18 protein-coding genes are annotated in these 19619 nt (G+C 71.1%); 10 read left to right on the top strand and 8 right to left on the bottom strand.

Annotated elements, in window-relative coordinates:
- Positions 1–51: 51 nt before the first annotated feature.
- The 7 genes from Q0D57_RS15035 to Q0D57_RS15005 all read right to left on the bottom strand — a co-directional run bounded on the left by Q0D57_RS15035 (position 52) and on the right by Q0D57_RS15005 (position 7454).
- Entirely contained in the window at positions 52–867 is an 816-nt protein-coding gene (locus Q0D57_RS15035) for an enoyl-CoA hydratase/isomerase family protein (protein ID WP_291045511.1), read from the bottom strand.
- A gap of 1 nt (position 868) precedes the next feature.
- Positions 869–2041, bottom strand: a complete 1173-nt coding sequence (locus Q0D57_RS15030; protein WP_291045508.1) for an extracellular solute-binding protein — start codon at positions 2039–2041, stop codon at positions 869–871.
- A complete protein-coding gene (locus Q0D57_RS15025; protein WP_291045506.1) occupies positions 2038–3360 on the bottom strand; it encodes a CoA transferase in 1323 nt (440 codons plus the stop codon). The genes Q0D57_RS15030 and Q0D57_RS15025 overlap by 4 nt, the downstream gene beginning before the upstream one ends.
- A gap of 109 nt (positions 3361–3469) precedes the next feature.
- Positions 3470–4618 (bottom strand): aldose 1-epimerase family protein, encoded by a 1149-nt coding sequence (locus tag Q0D57_RS15020; protein ID WP_291045504.1) that lies wholly within the window; start codon positions 4616–4618, stop codon positions 3470–3472.
- The gene (locus Q0D57_RS15015) at positions 4603–5361 is read right to left on the bottom strand and encodes an SDR family NAD(P)-dependent oxidoreductase (protein ID WP_291045502.1); all 759 of its coding nucleotides are present in this window, start codon (positions 5359–5361) and stop codon (positions 4603–4605) included. Before Q0D57_RS15015 ends, Q0D57_RS15020 begins: the two co-directional genes overlap by 16 nt.
- Positions 5362–5395: 34 nt before the next feature.
- On the bottom strand, positions 5396–6310 hold the full coding sequence (locus Q0D57_RS15010; RefSeq protein WP_291045498.1) for a sugar phosphate isomerase/epimerase: 915 nt from the start codon (positions 6308–6310) through the stop codon (positions 5396–5398).
- Positions 6311–6377: 67 nt separating this feature from the next.
- Entirely contained in the window at positions 6378–7454 is a 1077-nt protein-coding gene (locus tag Q0D57_RS15005) for a Gfo/Idh/MocA family oxidoreductase (protein ID WP_291045495.1), read from the bottom strand.
- Between the two features lie 140 nt (positions 7455–7594).
- Here Q0D57_RS15005 and Q0D57_RS15000 point away from each other — a divergent pair, with 140 nt between their 5' ends.
- The 5 genes from Q0D57_RS15000 to Q0D57_RS14980 all read left to right on the top strand — a co-directional run bounded on the left by Q0D57_RS15000 (position 7595) and on the right by Q0D57_RS14980 (position 13704).
- Positions 7595–8740 (top strand): sugar-binding protein, encoded by a 1146-nt coding sequence (locus Q0D57_RS15000; RefSeq protein ID WP_291045493.1) that lies wholly within the window; start codon positions 7595–7597, stop codon positions 8738–8740.
- 114 nt (positions 8741–8854) lie between these two features.
- Positions 8855–9940 (top strand): substrate-binding domain-containing protein, encoded by a 1086-nt coding sequence (locus tag Q0D57_RS14995; protein WP_259525788.1) that lies wholly within the window; start codon positions 8855–8857, stop codon positions 9938–9940.
- A gap of 100 nt (positions 9941–10040) precedes the next feature.
- Complete coding sequence (locus tag Q0D57_RS14990) at positions 10041–11597, top strand: sugar ABC transporter ATP-binding protein (RefSeq protein ID WP_291045490.1); 1557 nt, start codon at positions 10041–10043, stop codon at positions 11595–11597.
- Positions 11594–12613, top strand: coding sequence for an ABC transporter permease (locus tag Q0D57_RS14985; RefSeq protein WP_259525786.1), 1020 nt, complete (start codon positions 11594–11596; stop codon positions 12611–12613). The genes Q0D57_RS14990 and Q0D57_RS14985 overlap by 4 nt, the downstream gene beginning before the upstream one ends.
- Complete coding sequence (locus tag Q0D57_RS14980; protein WP_291045487.1) at positions 12610–13704, top strand: ABC transporter permease; 1095 nt, start codon at positions 12610–12612, stop codon at positions 13702–13704. The genes Q0D57_RS14985 and Q0D57_RS14980 overlap by 4 nt, the downstream gene beginning before the upstream one ends.
- A 129-nt stretch (positions 13705–13833) precedes the next feature.
- Here Q0D57_RS14980 and Q0D57_RS14975 read toward each other — a convergent pair whose 3' ends face one another.
- Positions 13834–14694: an SMP-30/gluconolactonase/LRE family protein gene (locus tag Q0D57_RS14975; RefSeq protein ID WP_291045485.1), complete on the bottom strand. Its 861-nt coding sequence runs from the start codon at positions 14692–14694 to the stop codon at positions 13834–13836.
- Positions 14695–14845: 151 nt separating this feature from the next.
- Between Q0D57_RS14975 and Q0D57_RS14970 the strand changes: the two genes are divergently transcribed.
- From Q0D57_RS14970 to Q0D57_RS14950, 5 genes are all read left to right on the top strand, one after another.
- Positions 14846–15424, top strand: a complete 579-nt coding sequence (locus Q0D57_RS14970) for a PepSY domain-containing protein (RefSeq protein ID WP_291045483.1) — start codon at positions 14846–14848, stop codon at positions 15422–15424.
- A gap of 80 nt (positions 15425–15504) precedes the next feature.
- Positions 15505–16179, top strand: a complete 675-nt coding sequence (locus tag Q0D57_RS14965; protein WP_291045481.1) for a response regulator transcription factor — start codon at positions 15505–15507, stop codon at positions 16177–16179.
- Entirely contained in the window at positions 16172–17818 is a 1647-nt protein-coding gene (locus Q0D57_RS14960; protein WP_291045480.1) for a HAMP domain-containing sensor histidine kinase, read from the top strand. Before Q0D57_RS14965 ends, Q0D57_RS14960 begins: the two co-directional genes overlap by 8 nt.
- A 247-nt stretch (positions 17819–18065) precedes the next feature.
- The gene (locus Q0D57_RS14955; protein WP_291045479.1) at positions 18066–18782 is read left to right on the top strand and encodes a TetR/AcrR family transcriptional regulator; all 717 of its coding nucleotides are present in this window, start codon (positions 18066–18068) and stop codon (positions 18780–18782) included.
- Positions 18783–18897: 115 nt separating this feature from the next.
- Positions 18898–19619, top strand: a 722-nt coding sequence (locus Q0D57_RS14950) for a hypothetical protein (protein ID WP_291045478.1), incomplete at its 3' end; no start/stop codon positions are given.

Below are 19619 nucleotides of genomic sequence, written 5' to 3'. Positions count from 1 at the left end.
GGGCGGCCGGGTGGGGGTGCGGCGGAGCGGCGGCCGGGCGGGCGCGCGGGGTCAGCGGCGGTGGAAGACGCCCTGGCGCTTCTCGGCGAAGGCGGCTCGGCCCTCCGCGGCGTCGTCGGTGGCGAACGTGACCGTCTGGAGGTCGCGCTCGTAGGCGATCGCCGCATCCTGAGGCAGGTTGTACGCCGCCCGGAGGTTGGCCTTCGCCGTCTCGGCCGCGATCGGCGGCCGGGAGGCGATCGTACGGGCGAGCTCCTGCGCCCGCGCGACGAGCGAACCCGGCTCCACCAGCTCGGAGACGAGCCCCCACGCGAGCGCCCGCGACGCGTCGATCGGATCACCCGTCATGAGCATCAGCGCCGCGTTGCTCGCCCCGATCGAGTGGCCGAGGAACGTGCTCATGCCGCCCCCGCCGATCCAGCCGAGCTTGATCTCGGGGGCCGCGAACGACGCCGTGGTCGACGCGAGCCGGATGTCGCAGGTCAGCGCCGTCTCGAGCCCACCGCCGAACGCGTAGCCGTTGACGGCCGCGATCACGGGCTTCCGCAGCAGCCGCAGGGCGTCGCAGTAGTCGCCGCGGTTCCGGAAGTCCCAGGGCGTGGCGTACTTGTCCAGCTGACGGATGTCGGATCCGGCGCAGAAGGCACGCTCACCCGCACCGGTGAGCACGACCGCACGCACGGCATCCGACTCGTTCGCCCACTCCGCGGCCACCACGAGCGCATCCGACATCTCCTGCGTGACGGAGTTGAGCTTCTGCGGCCGGTTGAGCGTGATGGTGAGCACCTGCGCATCGAGCTCGAGCAGGATCTCGTCGGTGCCGATGGAGGGCAGGCCGTCAGCGGATGCGGTGGTGGAGTCGTTCATGTCAGACCCTTTCGGTGACGGAGGAGTTCGAGACGTCGAACGCGTTCTGGAGGGCGGAGAGACCGGCCTCGACCGAGAGCTCCTCCGCCAGCACGTCGCGGACGATCGCGGAGGCGAGCGACTGGAACGGGATGTAGCCCGAGTAGCGCGGCCGCACCCACGACTCGTCGATCGTGCGGAGCGTCGCCCGGTAGAAGTCATGGCTCGCGGCGTTGACCTCCGCGTCCTCCCACGCCGACCGCGCCGAGGGCTGGCCGTCGTGCTGCGGGATGAAGCGGCGCTGCGCCTCGCCCGACATCAGCCAATCGATGTGGTCGACGAGCGCGGGCGTCACCTCGGCGCGGGCACTCACGGCGAGTCCGGTGCCGCCGATGGTGGAGCCGCGACGGCCGCCCGGGGTGCCTGTGGGGGCATCCGCGAACCGCACGGTGGGCGAGGAGTAGGTGACGTAGCCGTAGACGAGCGGGATGTAGGCGATGTCACCGGATGCGACGGAGCCGGATGCGCCGGCCCCCGCCCCCGACAGCCGCTCGAGCAGCGCGATCGGGTTCTGCGCATCCGCCCCCGAAGGCGCCCTTGACGCGATCGACCGCATCAGCTCGAGCACCTGCGCCCCCGTCTCGGCCGAGATCAGCTGCTCCCCCGGGTGCCGCCCGGGCTCCTCGCCGAGCGCCACCGCGATGGAGGCGAAGCTGAGGAAGGCGTGCGGCCCGGCGAGCGAGAGCGCCACGGGCGCGTCACCCGAGAGCGCGAGCGCCTCGACCTCGAACCAGGTGGTCGGCACGTCGGAGGCCGGGAGCAGCGCCGTGCTGTGCACCGCGACCTGCGTGGCGGCATCGAGCGGCACCGCCCACTGGTAGCCGTCGGCGGAGTAGGAGTCGAACGACGGGCCGACGGACTCACGCGACCAGCGCTCGATGCGCGCGGCCCCGACCACGGCGTCCAGCGGCTGCAGCGAGTGCTTCTCGAGCGCCTCGCCGAGGTGCGGGTGGTCGAGCACGATGAGGTCGTAGTTCGCGGCGAGGTCGTCGATGGGATGCGACTCGAAGTGCTCGAGGGAGTGGGCGCTCCAGTCGATCCGGAGACCGCCGGACCCGACGACCGATCGCGCGGCCGCCTCGAGGGCGTTGCGGCCACGCGGGTGGTCCCAGGTGATGCCGCGGTAGCCGGTCACGGGCGCTCCCCGACCGGCACCGGAGCCCCGTCGAGGACGGCGGGCTCGGTGGATGCGGAGGCGGCACCTGAATCGGATGCGACGGCACCGGCAGCACCGGCCGCAGCGGGCTCCGCAGCCACGACCCCCGCCTCCACGAGCGCATCGGCGCGTGCGCCGAACCCGAGCTCGTCGAGGATCTCCCGCGTGTGCTCACCGGTCAGCGGCGCCCCGCGGTCGATGCGCGCGGGCGTCTCCGACAGCTTGTACGGGAACCCGGGGGTCTTCACGAGCCCCTCGGTGGGGTGCTCGTACTCGATGAACGTGCCGTTGTGCTTGATCTGCTCGTCGTCGACGAGCGCCTGGTAGTCGTACACCGGCCCGGCCCAGATACCGGCCGCGGAGAACGCGGCCAGCCAGTGCTCCGACGACTCCGTCGCGAGCCGCGCGGCGGTGCGGGAGAAGATCTCGTCGCGGTGCTTCCAGCTGTCGGTCTCGGTGTCGAGCCCCGCGAAGAACGGATCGCCGATGACCTCGCCGAGCGCGTGCAGCTCGGGCATGGCGAGCGCGATGTAGCCGTCGGTGGTGGAGAAGGTGCCGTAGGGCGCCCGGATGTAGACGTGCGCGTGCGGCTCCGCCCCGCGCTGCTGGGGCACGCCACCGACGGTGAAGACCGAGAGCTCCTGCATCTGCAGGGTCGTGATGGCGTCGAGCATGTTGACCGAGACGAGCTGCCCCTGGCCGGTGCGCTCGCGGTGGAACAGCGCGGCGAGCACGCCCTCGAACGCGGTCGAGGCGGTCACGGCGTCGACCAGGTACTGCCCGGCGGGGGTGGGCGGATGCCCGTGGCTGCCGGCCGAGAGCATGGCGCCGCTCATCGCCTGCAGCAGCAGGTCCTGACCGGGGCGGTTGCGGTAGGGCCCGTCCTCCCCGTAGCCGGAGATCGACACGTAGACGAGCGACGGGTTGAGCGCGCGCAGCGTCTCGTAGTCGACGCCGAGACGGGCCGCGACGCCGGGACGGTAATTCTGCAGGAAGACGTCCGAGGTCTTCACGAGCTCGTAGAGGATCTCCTTGCCCTCTGCCGACTTGAGGTCGACCCCGATCGAGCGCTTGTTGCGGTTGAGCGAGAGGAACGAGACGTTGATCCGGTTGCCCGTGGCCCCGCCGGCGGCCGCGTGACGCTGCCACTCCCCCGTGGTCGGCTCGACCTTGATGACGTCGGCACCGAGGTCGCCGAGGCGCTGCGCGGCGAAGGGGCCCGCCATGGCGATCGAGCAGTCGAGCACGCGGATGCCGGAGAGCACCTCGGGGGCCGAGCTGGGGCTGGATTCACTCATGATGGGTCCTCGTCGGTCGGATGCCGCATCCGTCGGTTACGGATGGCAGCGCTAACATTCTACTGGAGTTCGGGGCCGGATTCGGCGCGGAGCAGAGCACGCGGGCGGCCTACTCCGGCTGCGGCCCGATGGCCCGGATGGCCTCGCGGACGGCGTCGGTCTCGGATCGGCCCGTGAGCACGCGGATGCGCGTGCGGTACTCGCGGCTCTCACCGTGCTCGAGGAAGGTCATCGAGCCGTCATCGCGCGCCGCACCGTCTCCGCCCACGTGATGGGTGGAGGGCTCGAGGCCGATGGCGTACTGACCGCTCCTGAGGTTCTGCCACTCGAAGAAGTGCGGCATGCCCGAGGCCGCCCAGCTCACCTCGACGCCGAGCGAGCCGTCGGCCGCGATGAGCGCCACCCGGTGGTCGCCGTCGGCGCCCGCGACGAGCTCGTGCTCGAAGACCTGCTCCACGAATCCCTTCTGCGGAGCCGGCAGCGTGCGGTAGGAGACCCCCTGCGAAGCCGCCGAGTCGGAGGCCCACAGGTGCGAGGCCACGGGGGCCACGAACTCGGTGCCCTCGTCGACGAAGGGCCAGCCGAAGTTGATGTGGTAGAGGAACATGTGCGGCGTGGGCTCGAAACCGAGGTTGTCGACCACGTCGTGCAGCCGGATCTCGCGGCCGTCGAAGTCGAGCTCGATCGTGCGGGTGAGCCGCAGGTGCTCACCGAACGACGTGGCCTGGATCACCTCGCCGACGACCCGCAGAACCGGAGTGCCGGCGACCCCATCCACCGAGGCGCCGGGCACCTCACGTGCCTCGAGCAGCCGGGCCGGTATAGCGGTCAACCGGCCGTGCAGCCCGTGGTTGACGCTCTGCTTGGGCGGGTAGTTGTAGCGCGTCGCATCCACGTCGCCGCCGAAGAGCGTGTGGTCGAGGCCGCCGGAGACGAGGAGCCCGTCGAGCGCGCGGAGCCAGGAGAGCCCGCCCTCGTCGTTGTGCTCGTGGAGGCCCGGGTGCCGGAAGCCGTTGCCCGAGCGCCAGCCGAGCGGCACTCCCTTGAAGCGCGCCGAGCCGAGGTCGAAGGCCCGGTCGACGAGCACCTCGAGCTCGAGGCCGGCCGCGGTGCGGAGGTCGATGGCGCGGACTCCCCGCTCCACCCCGTTGTCGAGCACCACCTGGCGGATGCCGGCCACGGCCGAGAGATCGCCCGTGCGCTCCGCGAGCTGCTCGCGCGTGAGGTCCTGTCCGAAGATGTTCACTTCATCACCCATCCGCCGTCGACGTTGATGGTCTGGCCCGTGACGAACGACGAGTCGGGCCCGACCAGGAAGGAGACCACGGCGGCCAGCTCGGCATCCGTGCCCCGGCGCTTGAGCGCCTGGTGCTCGATCACGTGCGCCGAGTACTCGGCCGCGTCGCCCTGGATCTCCTCCGCCTTGGTGGGGAAGGCACCCGGCGCCACCGCGTTCACGCGCACCCCGAACTCGCCGAGCTCGCGGGCGAGAGCCCGGGTGAGCGCCACGGCGGCGCCCTTCGTGGAGACGTAGCTGGCGAGGTTCGACCAGCCGCCGTTCCAGGTGATCGATCCGACGTTCACGATGGCCCCGGCCGTCCGACCGGCCTTGCCGCGGGCCACCATGCCGCGCGCCGCCACCTGGGCCGCGTAGAAGTAGCCGCGCTGGTTGACGGTCACGACATCCTCGTACTCGGAGAGCGGGATCTCGAGGAAGGGTGTCGACGGGTAGATCGCGGCGTTGTTCACGAGCGCCTCGACCGGGCCGAAGTCGGCCTCGGTGGCGGTGATCGCCGACTCGATCGCCGCGGCGTCGCGGAGGTCGACCTCGAGCACCCGCACCGGCACCCCTTCGGCCTCCAGCTGGGCCGCCGTCTCGGCCAGGTCGGCGCTCGCCCGGCCGAGCACGCCCACGGCGAAGCCGTCGGCCCCCAGCCTGAGTGCCGTCGCCCGGCCGAGCGCGCCGCCCGCGCCCGTGATGATCGCTACCTTCTCCTGCACGTCTCTCCCTCTCGTTCCCGCTCTTCGATACCGGCTAGATCGTGTACTTCTTGAGAATATCCGTCACGAACTGCTTGGCCCGGGGGATGTCCGACTCGTCGAGGTGCTCGATGATGAGCGGCACGTTGGGGTTCTGGTCCGACAGGCGCTGCAGGTAGAGCTCGTAGTCGAGCGAGCCGAGGCCGGCGGCCGGCAGCTCGATCTCGCCCACGCCGCGGAAGGTGTGCGAGGCCAGTGCGTCGTCGTCGCCGATGTCGGCGTGCTTCTCGCTCTTGTCGTCGCCGGCGCGCTTGACGTCCTTCGCGTGGGCGACCCGCACGCGGTCGCCGAGGGTGTCGAAGACCTCGTTGAGCACGAGCGCCTGGTCGTCGATGTTGGTGGCGTCGAAGTAGTTCGTGGGGTCCATCAGCAGCTCGAGGCCGGGGGTGCGGATGTCGTTGAAGACGCGCACGGTCTCGCGGACCGATCCGATGACGTTGTTCACGTAGGTCTCGAGCAGGAATGTGGCGCCGTGGTCGTAGGCCTCCTGCGCGAGCTCGGCGAGCACGGTGCGCACCTGGTCGTAGGCGTCCTCCGAGCGGTTGTGCGGGTCGTGGTCCCACTCGCTCTCGGGGTTGAAGGTGCCCGACTCGGAGATGACGTACTTCGAGCCGAAGTTGCGGGCGTTCCGGATGATCTCCTTGAGGTACGCCACGTTCGCGGCGCGGTGCTCGGGGTCGGGGTGCACGATGTTCGTGTAGCCCGAAATGGCCGAGATCGGCAGGTCGTGGTCGCGGAAGGTGTCGGAGACGAGCTTGGCCTTCTCCTTGGTGATCTGGCCGGCGCTCAGGTCGAGGTCCTTGAAGTGCAGGTCGAGCTGCACCGTGTTGAAGCCCTGCGCGCGGATCTTCTCGGCGGTGGTCTTGAGGTCGTAGGGGTAGTAGGCGGTGAAGATGCCCAGCTGGATCATGGCGTCATTGCTCCTTGTTGTCGGTGATGGTCGAGAGGGGTGTCTATTAAGAGGTACGGGATCCGGGTCAGAGGGCGAATTCGTCGAGCCGCACCGGGCGCTTCTCGGCGATCGAGCGGTAGCCCGCCTCGATCAGCGCCATCGTCCTGACGTTGTCGGCGACCGAGAGCTGCGGATCCGTGCCGGAGGAGACGGCGTGCTGCAGCTGCTCCATCACGCCGATGAAGGCGTGCGGGAACCAGTGCGTCTCCCAGGTCGGCGACACCCACTGGCCGTCGGTCGTGATGGTCGAGGCGTAGCGGATGGTCGAGGGGTCGCCGGTGGGCCAGCCGATGGTGCCGTTCGCGACACCCGCGGTGCCCTCCACGCGCCACTTGATGAAGAAGTCGTCGTCGTAGCCCTCCTCGCGGGGGCCGCCCCAGACATCCTCGACACTCAGCGCCAGGAGATCGCCCGGGAACCGCAGCGTGGAGACGACGATGCCGTCCTCGTGCTCGAACTCGGTGCGCGGGTCGCGACGGACGACCGTGGAGATCTCGCTCGGGTCGCCGAAGAGGAACCGCAGCGCGTCGAGGTGGTGCACGCTCATGTTCGACAGGGTGAGGCGGTCGTAGCCCTCGAGGAAGCCCTGCCAGTGGGGCACGGCGTGCATGTCGATCTGGGCGAAGACGGGCTCGCCGAGCGCTCCCTCGTCGAGCAGCTGCTTGAGCGAGCGGATCGACTGGTCGTAGCGCATGTTCTGGTTGACCGAGAGCGGCTTGCCCGCCGCCGCGGCCTCGTCGCGGAGGGCGATGGCCTCGTCGAGGCTGAGGGCGAGCGGCTTCTGGGCCAGGATCGCCTTGATGTGCGGCTGCTTCAGGGCCTCGCGGATGAGGGCGGGCTGCAGGTCGGGCGGATACGCGATGTCGAGGATCTCGATCGACGCATCGGCGATGAGCTCCTCGGGGCTGTCGTGCACGGTCGCGATGCCGTAGCGATCGGCGACTGCCTGGGCGTTGGCCTTCGTGCGGGAGGCGATGGCGGCGACCGGGAACCCACCGAGGCGGTAGGCCTCGAGGTGCTGGTCGGCCATGATGGCGCCGGCGCCGATGCAGCCGATGCGGTGCGCCCGGCTGCGGATCTCCACATCGGGTGTGAGGGTCATTGCGTCTCCTTATCGCGTCGTTGCGACGATTCGATCACACTAGCGAAGTGCGACTGATAGCGCTACTGGCAGCGCTGCCATCCACACGGTATCGTCGCCTGCAGCAGTTCGTCAACATCATGTTTCGAAGGAGAAGCACCATGCGTTCACAGCACAGCAGACTCGGCCGGGGAGTTCTCGGCCTCGTCGCCGCCGGCAGCCTCGTGGCGGGGCTCGCCGCCTGCAGCTCGGGCGATTCGGGCTCCGGCTCCGGGGGTTCCGGCGGCAGCGACGCCGCCTCGGCGGTCGACTGCAACGTCGGCATCTCGATGCCCACGCGCTCGCTCGAGCGCTGGATCAACGACGGCGAGGGCCTCAAGAAGATCCTCGACGACGCCGGCTGCACCACCGACCTGCAGTACGCCGACAACAAGACCGACCAGCAGATCTCGCAGCTGCAGAACCAGATCGCGGGAGGCGCGAAGATCCTCGTCGTCGCCGCCATCGACGGCGACACCCTGGGCCCCGTGCTCGAGGAGGCCGAGAAGCAGGACGTCACGGTCATCGCCTACGACCGGCTCATCAACGGCAGCGCGGCCATCGACTACCACACGGGCTTCGACAACGAGGCCGTCGGTGCGCTGCAGGCCGGCTACATCGTCGATCAGCTGGGCCTCGAGGACGGCGCGGGCCCGTTCCTGTTCGAGCCCTTCGCCGGCAGCCCCGACGACAACAACGCCCGCTACTTCTTCTCGGGCGCCTGGGACGTGCTGCTGCCCTACGTGGAGAGCGGCCAGCTCGAGGTGCCCTCGGGCAAGGCGCCCGCCTCGAACGACGACTGGGCCTCGATCGGCATCCTCGGCTGGGGCTCGGATGACGCACAGGCCGAGATGGAGAACCGCCTGTCGTCGTTCTACACCGGCGACGAGAAGGTGCAGGTGGTGCTCTCGCCCAACGACAGCCTCGCCCTCGGCATCGAGGCGGCGCTGAAGGGCGCGGGCTACGCCGTCGGGCAGGACTGGCCGATCGTCACGGGCCAGGACGCCGACAAGGCGAACGTGCAGGCGATCCTGAAGGGCGAGCAGGCCATGACGGTCTGGAAGGACACCCGCGTGCTGCGCGAGCGCACGGCCGAGATGATCGCCTCGATCGTGGCGGGCGAGGAGCCCGAGACCACGACCGAGTTCGACAACGGGGCCACGACCGTGAAGTCGTACGAGCTCGACCCGGAGGTGGTCGTGAAGGACGACGTGCAGACCAAGCTGGTCGACTCCGGCTTCGTCAAGGCCTCGGATGTCGGCCTCTGATGTGACCTGAGAACGGGTCGATCACGATCGTCCGCAATTTTGGCAGCGCTACTGGTAGCGCTGCCATTTTTGCGCTACTGTGCCGAACACCCACTCGATTTCAAGGGAGAAATCATGCACAGAGCACAGCGCACATCCCGTTACGCGAAGGGCGCCGCGGTTCTCGCGGCCGCTTCCTCGCTCGCACTCCTCGCCGGCTGCACCAGCGCGCCGGCCGAAGGAGGAGGCACCGCCGACGCCGGAGGAGACGACGGCAAGTTCGTGATCGGCTTCGAGCAGCCCCTCGGCGGCCAGGCCTGGCGCGAGATGGGCCTCGCCTCGCTGCAGGCCCTCGCCGCCTCGCCCGAGTACGCCGACAAGGTCGAGCTCAAGATCGTCCGCACCAACGACAACGACGCCGCCCAGCAGAACGCGGCCATGCAGAACCTCATCGCCGACGGCGTCGACCTCATCCTCTTCGACCCCGCCTCCTCGAGCGGTGCGGATGCCGCCATCACCCAGGCCACGGCCCAGGGCATCCCGGTCATCGCCAACGGCGGCCCCTACGACAGCGACGACGTCTACGTGGTCTCGACCGACTGGGCGAACGCCGGCACCATCGGCGCCGACTGGCTGCTGGAGAACCTCGGCGACGACAAGAACATCGCCGTGCTCGAGGGCCTCGCGGGCGTGCCGCTCAACGAGGGCACCATGCCCGGCGTGATCGAGACGCTCGAGGGCGGCGGCGCCACCGTCGTGGCTCAGGACACCAACGGCTGGAACGAGGCCACCGCCCAGGAGGCGATGTCCAACATCCTGCGCTCGAACCCCGACGTGGGCGGCGTCTACTCCTTCCTCACCGGCGGCCAGGGCGTGCCCGAGGCGTTCAAGGCCGCGGGCCTCCCGTTCGTGCCCGTCGTCGGCGGCTCCGGCTACAACGGCGAGGCCTGCACGCTCGCCGAGTACGCCCCCGAGGGCCTCACCGGCAACATGGTCTTCGGCCAGCCCGCCATCTACGCGAAGGGCCTCGAGCAGGCCGTCGCGCTGCTCGAGGGCGAGGAGATCGAGAAGGAGCAGTACTTCCCGCCGCTCGAGATCACCGAGGAGAACGCCGCCGAGTACTGCATCGCCGACAAGCCGGCGAACTTCCAGCTCGGCTACGACTTCCCGGGCCTCGACCTGACCCTCGACCAGGTCATGGAGTTCTACTCGGGCTCCTAGGCCGAGGTTCTCTCCCTTCGCGGATGCCGCGGCGCGCGCCCCGCCGTCGCCGCGGCATCCGTGCCCCTTCTCGTCCCTCCCCTCCGAAACGGAGTCCTTCGTGACCGACCCCATCCGACCGGCCGAGCCCCTCCTGGTGGCCACCGACCTGGTGAAGAGCTACGGCCCCGTGAAGGCCGTGCAGGGTGTGACCTTCCACTGCAACCCCGGCGAGGTGCTCGCCCTCGTGGGTGAGAACGGCGCCGGCAAGAGCACGGTGGCCAAGATGCTCGCGGGGGCCGTGACGCCCACCTCGGGCAGCATCACCGTGGCCGGTGAGCCGCTCGCCTCCGGCAGCGTCAAGCAGTCCCGACTCTCGGGCGTCCGCTGCGCGTTCCAGGAGCTGGCCCTCGTGCCGGACTGGACCGTGGCCGAGAACCTCTCGCTCCCCGATGGCGCCCCGCTCCGCGGCTTCTCGCAGAAGAAGTCGGTCGTGAAGGCGAAGGCGCTGCTGGAGTCGTTCCACCTCCCCCACATCGACCCGCGCGCCGCCGTGGGCACCCTCTCGCTCGCCGACCGCCAGCTGGTCGAGATCGCCCGCGCCCTGGCCGGCGCCCCCACGCTCCTCATCCTCGACGAGGCCTCCTCGGCGCTCACCCCGCCCGGCGTCTCGTGGCTGTTCGACCGCATCCGCGAGCTCACCGCCGCCGGCGGCAGCGTGATCTACGTCTCGCACCGCCTCGGTGAGATCGCCGAGATCGCCGACCGCGGCACCGTGCTCCGCGACGGCCTCGTGGCCGGCGAGTTCGTGCGCGGCGGCTGGACCGACGACGAGCTCATCTCGATGATGGCCGGCCGCGAGGCCGAGCGCTTCTTCCCCTCCCCGCCCCCTCGCACCACGGATGCGGTGGCGCTGTCGGTCACGAACCTGCGGGCCGAGGGCCTCGCCGGCATCGACCTCACCCTCGGCGCCGGCGAGATCCTCGGCATCGGCGGGCTGCAGGGCCACGGCCAGGCCGAGCTCCTGCGCGCCCTCTTCGGAGCGGCGCCCGCCGTGGCCGACTCGTGGACCGTCGGCAGCCGCCGCGTCTCCCGCACCACCCCCGTGCGCTCGGTGCGGAACGGCCTCGGCTATGTGCCGGAGGATCGGAAGACCGAGGGCCTCGCGCTCGAGATGAGCGTGGGCGAGAACCTCCTCGCCCCCTGGTACCGCGCCTACCAGCTCGGCGGGCGGCCCCGGCTCTCCCGCGAGCGCGGCTGGATCGACGGCGTGCTCGGCGCGCTGTCGGTGCGCACCCGCGGCCCCAATGAGCTCGCCGGATCGCTGTCGGGCGGCAACCAGCAGAAGCTCGTCTTCGGGCGCTGGATGAATCGCTCACGGTCGGTCATCCTGCTGCACGACCCCACCCGCGGCATCGACGTGCGCGCCAAGCAGGAGCTCTACGGCGCGATCGTCGACCTCGCGAAGCAGGGCGTCGGCATCCTCTGGTTCTCGACCGAGGTCGAGGAGCTCGTGCACGTCTGCCACCGCGTGGTGGTGCTCTACCAGGGCCAGGTCGCCGACGAGCTGATCGACCACCGGCTCACCGCCGACAACATCGTGGGCGCCGCCGTCGGCGCCACGGGCAGCATGGCGGCGCAGAACGCCCCCCTCAAGACCGAAAGGGCCGCCGGATGAGCGCCATCACCCCCACGTCCACCTCGACGGGCCTCCCCGCCCGGGTCTGGAACGGCACCGGTGTGGTGCGGCTCCGGCGCGAGGGCGCGATCGCCCCCATCGGCGCGTTCGTGGTGTTCTTCGTCGTCTACGTCATCATCAACCCCGAGCTGCTCACCCGGTTCCAGCTGCAGACCGCCGCCAACCTCGTGGTGCCGCTCGCGCTCGTGGCCCTCGGCCAGCTCATCATCGTGCTCGTCGGCGGCATCGACATCTCCATCGGCGCCATCATGAGCCTCTGCAACGTCGTGTTCGCCGTGCAGCTGGAGACCATGCCGGTGCCCGTCGCCGTGCTGCTCGCCATCGGAACGGGCCTCGCCTGCGGCCTCTTCAACGGCTTCCTCGTGGCCTACGGCGGGCTCCCGGCCATCGCCGTCACCCTCGCGAGCGCGTTCATCTTCGGATCGCTCGCCCGCGAGGTGCTCGACCGCCCGGGCGGCGGCATCACCACCGAGATCTACCTCGCCACGAGCGGGGAGCTGCTGCCCTTCGTGCCGGTCTCGCTCGTCTGGCTCGCCGTCGTGGCGGTGCTGCTCTGGCTCCTCCTCCAGCGCACGGCGCTCGGCCGGCACATCTACGGCGTCGGCTCCAACATGGAGAGCGTGCGGGCCGCGGGCCTCAACGCGCGCCTGACGAAGCTGCTCGCCTTCGGCCTCGCCGGAGTCATCACGTCGCTCGGCGCGATGATGCTGGCCGCCTCCACGGTGACCGGCGATCCGCGATCCGGTGACCCCTACCTGCTCTCCTCCATCGCCGCGGTCGCCCTCGCCGGCGCCGCGTTCACGGGAGGGCGGGGCAGCATCATCGGCACCATCCTCGCCGCCTGCACGCTCGGCCTCATCGGCAACCTGCTGTTCTTCGCCGGTGTGAACTCCTACTGGCAGTACGTCATCTCAGCGCTCATCATCGTCGCCGTCGTCGGCATCCCCGTCGTCTGGCGCAAGGCCGCGTTCTTCGCGAAGGGGGCACGCTCGTGACCACACCCACACCCACCCCGTCGACCACCGCCGGAGCCGGTACGGCGGGCACCCCCGTCGCCACCGGACCGCTCGGCGCCGCCCCCGGTCTCGCCGACGGCGGCCCGGGCCTCCCCGACGGCTCGGCGCCCTCGCCCCGCGGTTCGCACGCGTCGTTCCTCTCGCGGGTGCCGCGGAGCGTCTGGCCCCTCGTCGCGTTCCTCGTGCTTTTCGCGATCGGCGGCATCATCCGGCCGAACCTCATCACCGTCGACTCGCTCATCGGCACGGCGACGTTCGCGATCATCCTCTCGATCGCCTCGTTCGGCCAGACGATCGCCGTCATCCAGGCCGGCATCGACCTCTCGGTGCCGAACACGATCGGCTTCTCGGCGCTCGCGTTCCTCACCCTCGTGGGGCCGCTCGGCCCGGTCGGCGCCTTCGTGGCCGCCCTCGCTGCCGGCGCCCTGATCGGCTTCTTCAACGGAGCGGTGATCGCCAAGCTCGGGCTGACCACGATCGTCACCACGATCGCCATGAACGGCTTGCTGTTCGGTGTCATCCTGCTGGCGTTCAACTTCTCCGAGCTCACCGTGACGCCCGACTTCGTGATCGCCATCACCTCGGCCAAGATCTCTGTGCTCGGCATCTCGATGCCCGCCGTGCTGCCGCTCGGCCTCGCACTCATGGTGGTGCTGCAGCTCGTGCTGTCGTTCACCGGCTGGGGCCGCTCGCTCTTCGTGGTGGGCTCAGCGGCCGAGACCGCGCGCCTCGCCGGGCTGCCGGTCGACCGCATCCGCATCACCGGCTACATGCTGAGCGGTGTGCTCGCGGCCTTCGCCGGCATCGTGATCGTGGGCTACTACCAGCAGGCCTCGGCCACCATGGGCGCAAGCTACCTGCTCGCCTCGGTGGCGGCGGTCGTGGTGGGTGGCGCCTCGATCTTCGGTGGCCGCGGATCGGTCGTGGGCACCGTCGGCGGTGCGCTCGTGCTCGGCCAGGTGTCGACGCTCGTGACGGTGCTGAACCTCGGTGCCAACATCCAGCAGCTCATCTACGGCGCGATCATCCTGCTCGTGATCTCGCTCTACGGGCGGCGGCGGGCGGGGTAGGCGCGGCAAGTCGCTGCAGCGGCAGGTCGCTGCGGCGGTCGGTCGCTGGCGGTCGGTCGCTGCGGCGGCCTCAGCGGTGGCGGCCTCAGCGGTGGCGGACGACGACCTCCGTCCTCCGAGTCGGGGTCGTCAGCCGGCGTACGGCAGCACCGGCTGGCCGCTCACGCCGACCTCGGCGCGGAAGACGGCGCCCGCGTCGGGCTCCTCGCCCTCCGGCAGGCCCTCGCGCGAGGTCGTGATGAAGAGGGTGCGGAGGTCGGCGCCGCCGAAGGTGCACGAGGTGACCTTCGAGACCGGGAGCTCGACGACCTCGCCCTTCCGCCCCCTCGCGTCGTAGTGGTGCACGGCCGATCCGCCGTAGAGGGCCACCCAGACGCCGTCCTCGGAGTCGACCCAGAGGCCGTCCGGAGCGCCGTCCTCCTCGGGGATCGTCACGAAGGGGCGGCGGTTCACGGGCCGCGCCGCGGTCTGCGCGTCCTCCACGTCGAAGACGTCGATCCGGCCGGTCTGCGTGTCGGCGTAGTACATCCGCTCGCCGTCGGCGGTGAAGCCGAGGCCGTTCGAGATCGTGACGCCGTCGAAGAGCGGATGCACGTGGCGGGCCGGGTCCAGACGCATCACGGCGGCGGCACCCTCCTTCTGGTCGTAGGCCATCGAGCCGCAGATGAGGCTGCCGTCGGGGGCGCAGCCGCCCTCGTTGAGGCGCACGCCGTCGGGGGTGAGGATGTCGGAGCTCCACTCCTTCTCGCCCGCCGCCGTCCAGAGCGTGAACTCGCGCTCGGTGGCCACGAGCCAGCCTCCCGCCCGGCGGGGGCGCACCATGGCCGCGATCGGGGAGCCGGTGGGCGTGCGGGTCGGGCGGCCGGCGTCGTCGAGGTCGACGAGGTCGCCGGTGAACATGTCGACGACGCGCAGCCCGCCCCAGCCGGGATGCCAGACGGCGCCCTCGCCGTGGAAGGTGACGGGGGCGGTGAACTGGTCGGCCTGCATGGTCCCATCCTGGTGCACCCTCTTCGCGGGCGCTTCAGGCTGGCTTCAGCGGCCGTTTCGCAGTATGGGGGTGTTCGTCGCGGAGGGCAGGCCCTTCGCCACCCGCGTCACTCACATCACTCACATAACTCACTTCACTCAAGGAGCAGTCATGCGCAAGAAGACCATCGTCATCGTCGGAGCCGCTGCGGCCGTCCTCGTCGTCGGACTCGGCGGCACCGGCATCGCCTACGCCGTCACCGACGGGTTCGAGCAGTCGGATGCGCTGACCGGCTCGGACCTCGACCGCGCGAGCTCGGCCGCCCTCGACGAGATCGGCGGCGGCACGGTCACGAGCGCCGAGCGCGACGACTCGTTCTACGAGCTCGACCTCCTGGGGAGCGACGGGGTCGGGTACGACGTGGTGCTGGATGAGGGGTTCGGCGTGGTGTCGGTGGAGCGGGACGGGGCGCGCGACGCGTCGGATGACTCTGGGTCGGATGACTCGTCCGCCGAGACCGGCACCGGGACCGGCACCGGCGCCGCGCGCGACAGCGACGACCTCGTGGGCGAGGAGCTGCAGAAGGCCTCGGATGCGGCGATCGCCGCTGCGGGCGGGGGAACCGTCACGGACGCCGAGAAGAGCGACGACGCCGACCACGCCTTCGAGGTCGAGGTGCGCCTGGCCGACGGCACCGAGGTCGACGTCGAGCTCGACTCCTCCTACACAGTCACCCGCACCGACCGCTGATTCCACCGGCTTCCCTCGCAGGCGTCGCGACGTGCCTGCCGGGCTAGCCTGAAGGCACATCCCGGCAGGAAGGAGACATCGTGCGAGTCCTCGTGGTCGACGACGAGATCAATCTCCTGAACGCGGTGGAGACCGGTCTCGAAGCCGAGGGCTTCGCGGTCGACACGGCCACGAACGGCACCGACGGCCTGTGGCTGGCGCAGGAGAACGAGTACGCGGTGATCGTGCTCGACATCATGCTGCCGGGCATGAGCGGTTTCCGGATCTGCGAGGAGCTCCGGCGCTCAGGAAATCTCACGCCGGTCATCATGCTCACCGCGAAAGACGGTGACCTCGACCAGGTCGAGGCGCTCGACACGGGTGCCGACGACTACCTCACCAAGCCGTTCTCGTTCCAGGTGCTGCTCGCCCGGCTGCGGGCCCTCATCCGGCGTGGTGGTGCCGAGCGGCCGCCGCTGCTCACGGTGGGAGACCTCGAGCTCGACCCGGCCGCCCGCCGCGTGCGTCGGGCCGGGCAGCCGATCGAGCTCACGACGCGGGAGTTCAGTGTGCTCGAGTTCCTGGTCTCGCGGGCCGGGCAAGTGGTGTCGAAGCGCGACGTGCTCGGCGGGGTGTGGGACTTCGACTTCGAGGGCGATCCGAACATCGTCGAGGTCTACATTCGGCACCTCCGCAACAAGGTCGACCGGCCGTTCGCGCGCACGTCGATCGAGACCGTGCGCGGAGCGGGCTACCGGGTGGTGGCCGATGGCTGACGGCGGCCGGGCGGCTCCGGCGGGTGCGGGCGCAGCACCGCCACCCCCGCGGGCGGCACCACAAACGTCACGCCGCTGGGGGCCGCGTTCGCTGCGGGCGCGCATCACGCTCCTCGCCACGGTCGTGGTGGCGCTGGCGGTCGGGCTCGGCGGGGTGGGCTTCGCGTTCGTGCTCTCGAGCACGCTGGCCGACAGTGCGGCGAGCGCTGCACAGGCCGAGCTCTCCCGCTTCGAGGAGGTGCTCGACCGGTCGGGCCCGGGCGGCCTGTCGGATCTCGACGGCTACGCGCAGGTCGTGAGCGACGGCCGGGTCGTCGGCGCCACGGACGATCTCGAGGGCGCGCTGCCCCTCGCCGAGGCGGAGTTCGACGGAGCCCGCACGGTCGGGGTGCGCGAGGGCGATGACTCCTCCAGCGAGGACGTCGAGGTCGTCGATTCCGGCGATGGCGACTCCGCGGGCAGAGACTCCGGCGACAGCGACTCCGCCGGCAGCGACTCCGGCGACGGCGACTCCGGCGACAGCGTGGTGGTCGTCTCCACCGAGGTCGACGACGGCCTGCTCATCGCGGGGGTCGACGCGGAGGGCCGGTTCGAGGCGGTCGGCACCACCATCGCGCTGCTCCTCGTGGCGGTGCCGCTGGTCGTGGCGCTCGTGGCCATCACGTGCTGGCTCGTCGTGGGGCGGGCGCTCCGGCCGGTCGAGCGCATCCGTCGCGAGACCGAGCAGGTGTCGGGAGACGACCTCGCTCGTCGGGTCGCCGAGCCGGGCACGCACGATGAGATCGGTCGTCTCGCCACCACGATGAACAGCATGCTCGACCGGCTCGAGCAGTCCCAGCTCCGGCAGCGCCGCTTCGTGGCCGACGCCTCGCACGAGCTGCGCTCGCCCCTGAGCTCGCTGCGACAGAACGCGGAGGTGGCGCGCGACTACCCCGGCCGTGTCGACCCCACCCGTTTCGCCACCACGGTGGCCGAGGACTCCGAGCGCATGGCCGAGCTCGTCGACGCCCTGCTCGTGCTCTCGAAGGCCGACGAGCGGAACCTGCGGCTGAGGCTCGGGCCCGTCGATCTCGACGACCTCGCCCTCGCCGAGGCCGCGCGCCTCCGCTCAGTCCCCCGCGCGCTCCCGCTCCCCACGGGCCTCGACCACGCCGGCACGGTGCCCGATGGGCTCGACCACGTCAGCACGGCGCACCGCGAACTCAATGGCGCGAGCGCGGCGCCCGGTGAACTCGACGACGCGAGCCCGATGACCGGCGCAATCCTCGTCGACGCCTCAGGGATCTCGGCCGCCCGCACGCTCGGTGACGACCGGATGCTCGCCCGCGTGCTCCGCAACCTCGGAGACAACGCCGCCCGGCACGCGCGCGGCCGCGTCGCGATCTCGACCGGGATCGTCGACGGCCGCTCCACGGTGACCGTCGACGACGACGGCTCCGGCGTCCCCGAGGCCGAGCGCGGTCGTGTCTTCGAGCGGTTCGTGCGGCTCGACGAGGCGCGCTCCCGTGACCGGGGCGGTTCGGGCCTCGGGTTGGCGATCGTGCACGAGCTCGTCGTGGCGCACGGCGGCACGATCACGGTCGAGACCTCACCCCTCGGCGGCGCCCGCTTCGTCGTGAGTCTTCCCGCTGAGGACTGATCTGTCCGGGACTAGTCCGTCCGGGACTGCTCCGTCCGGGACTGCTCCGTTCGGGACTGCTCCGTCCGGCACTGCTCCGGCCAGCACTGCTCCGGCCAGCCTGGTCCTCCCGGGGCCGATCCGTCCGGGACTGATCCGGCGCTGACTCAGCTGCCACCGGCCCCGTCCATCCATTCATCCGCCTCGGGCTGCTCGCCTGCAGCGAAAACAACTTGCACAGCGCTGTGCAAGTTAGTACGATCAGCACGTGCCTGAGACCCTGACCCCGCCGCGCGCGCCGCGGAAGGATGCCCTCGAGAATCGCGAGGCCATTGTCGCGGCCGCGGCGACCGTGTTCCGCCACGAGCCCGAGGCGTCGCTCGACGCCGTGGCCGCCGAGGCCGGCCTCTCCCGCCGCTCCATCTACGGCCACTTCGCGTCGCGCGACGAGCTGCTGGCCGAACTCCTCACCCGCGGCGGCTCGCGCATCTCGACGGCCCTCGCCGGTGTGCACCACGACGACCCGCGCATCCACCTCGCCCTCGTCGGCGCCGCCCTCTGGGCCGAGGTGCAGCAGGTGCGCGTGCTCGCGCAGCTCGCCGTGCACGGACCGCTCGAGCGCACAGTCGCCGAGGCGCTCGAGCCCGTGCGCGCCTCCGTGCGCGATGCGGTCGCGCGGGGCGTGACGGCGGGCTGGTTCCGCGACGACGTCGCTCCCGAGACCCTCGCCCGCCTCATCGAGGAGGCCGCGATCGCGGTCCTCGACGAGGCCGTCCGCGCCGACCTCACCGAGCCCGAGGGCGCCCGCCTCGTCATGACGATCGGCCTCTCGGTGGCCGGCCTCTCCTGGCAGTCGGCCGCCGCGGTAGCCGACGCCCTCCCCGCCACCGCCATCACCCCCGCCGCGTCCTCCGCCCCCGCGCCGAGGGCCGCCGTGTCCTCCCCCTTGGCGCCCGCCGCCCCCAGCCGTCCCCTCGCCACGTGAGTCGCGTCGAAGTGTCGTCACAGCCACCGAAAGTGTCGGAATTCCGACACTTCGGCGCAACTCAGTCGCCCGAGGGCGCACCCGCACAAACAGCACCAGCCCGAGGAGAGCGCTCATGAAGATCGAGGCCGTCGGCATCAGCAAGGGCGCGAACGGGATCCCGCTGCCCGAGACATCCGTGCTCGTCGAGACCGGGAGCGTCACCGTCGTCGAGGCCGAGACCGGCGACCAGCCGACCGTCGCGGCCCTCATCCTGAGCGGACGTATGGTGCCCGACACCGGCACGATCACCCTCGACGGTCGCGACGACCCGGCCGCGCTCCGCGAACGGATCGCGCTCGTCGACGCTCCCGAGGTCAGCGAACCGGCGGCCGACCTCCCGCTCACCACGGTCGTGCGCGAGGAGCTCCTCTACGCCGGCCGCTCGACCTCGCGGGCCACCGTGGCCGCCGCCATCGCCGAGGCCGGCGGATCCGACTTCGCCGGCACCCGCATCGCCGACGTCCCCGCCGCGGTGCGCGTGCGCATCCTCGCCGAGCTCGCGTCGTTCCGCCCGGGCGTGCAGGGCCTCGTCATCACGAGCCCCGACCGCCACGGCGGCGACCCCCGCGACTGGCTCGCCGTCGCCCGCGACCTGGCGGCCCGCGACTTCGCGGTCGCCATCGTCTGCGGCGCCCCCTCCGCCGAGCTCGTCCGCCCCCTCCTCGAGGCCCATTCCACCCCATCTCCAGCCACCACCGCCCACGCCGCACCCACCGCCTCGGCCGCCACCGCCGCGACCACCCCCGCAGTCGCCACCGCCACAGCCTCCACGCCCGCCCTCGCCGCGACCGATGC

The sequence above is a fragment of the Herbiconiux sp. genome, from assembly GCF_023264895.1.
Lineage (GTDB): Bacteria > Actinomycetota > Actinomycetes > Actinomycetales > Microbacteriaceae > Herbiconiux.
The sequence above is the reverse complement of the archived record's forward strand: the minus strand, read 5'-3'. Positions and strand labels throughout refer to the sequence as shown.

Excerpts from the sequence above, each read along its gene's own strand:
- Q0D57_RS15005 (WP_291045495.1), bottom strand. The coding sequence starts at position 7,454 with ATGACCCTCACACCCGATGTGGAGATCCGCAGCCGGGCGCACCGCATC.
- Q0D57_RS14960 (WP_291045480.1), top strand. The coding sequence starts at position 16,172 with ATGGCTGACGGCGGCCGGGCGGCTCCGGCGGGTGCGGGCGCAGCACCG.
- Q0D57_RS15025 (WP_291045506.1), bottom strand. The coding sequence starts at position 3,360 with ATGAGTGAATCCAGCCCCAGCTCGGCCCCCGAGGTGCTCTCCGGCATC.
- Q0D57_RS14985 (WP_259525786.1), top strand. The coding sequence starts at position 11,594 with ATGAGCGCCATCACCCCCACGTCCACCTCGACGGGCCTCCCCGCCCGG.
- Q0D57_RS14970 (WP_291045483.1), top strand. The coding sequence starts at position 14,846 with ATGCGCAAGAAGACCATCGTCATCGTCGGAGCCGCTGCGGCCGTCCTC.
- Q0D57_RS15020 (WP_291045504.1), bottom strand. The coding sequence starts at position 4,618 with ATGGGTGATGAAGTGAACATCTTCGGACAGGACCTCACGCGCGAGCAG.
- Q0D57_RS15010 (WP_291045498.1), bottom strand. The coding sequence starts at position 6,310 with ATGATCCAGCTGGGCATCTTCACCGCCTACTACCCCTACGACCTCAAG.
- Q0D57_RS15000 (WP_291045493.1), top strand. The coding sequence starts at position 7,595 with ATGCGTTCACAGCACAGCAGACTCGGCCGGGGAGTTCTCGGCCTCGTC.
- Q0D57_RS15035 (WP_291045511.1), bottom strand. The coding sequence starts at position 867 with ATGAACGACTCCACCACCGCATCCGCTGACGGCCTGCCCTCCATCGGC.
- Q0D57_RS14995 (WP_259525788.1), top strand. The coding sequence starts at position 8,855 with ATGCACAGAGCACAGCGCACATCCCGTTACGCGAAGGGCGCCGCGGTT.
- Q0D57_RS14975 (WP_291045485.1), bottom strand. The coding sequence starts at position 14,694 with ATGCAGGCCGACCAGTTCACCGCCCCCGTCACCTTCCACGGCGAGGGC.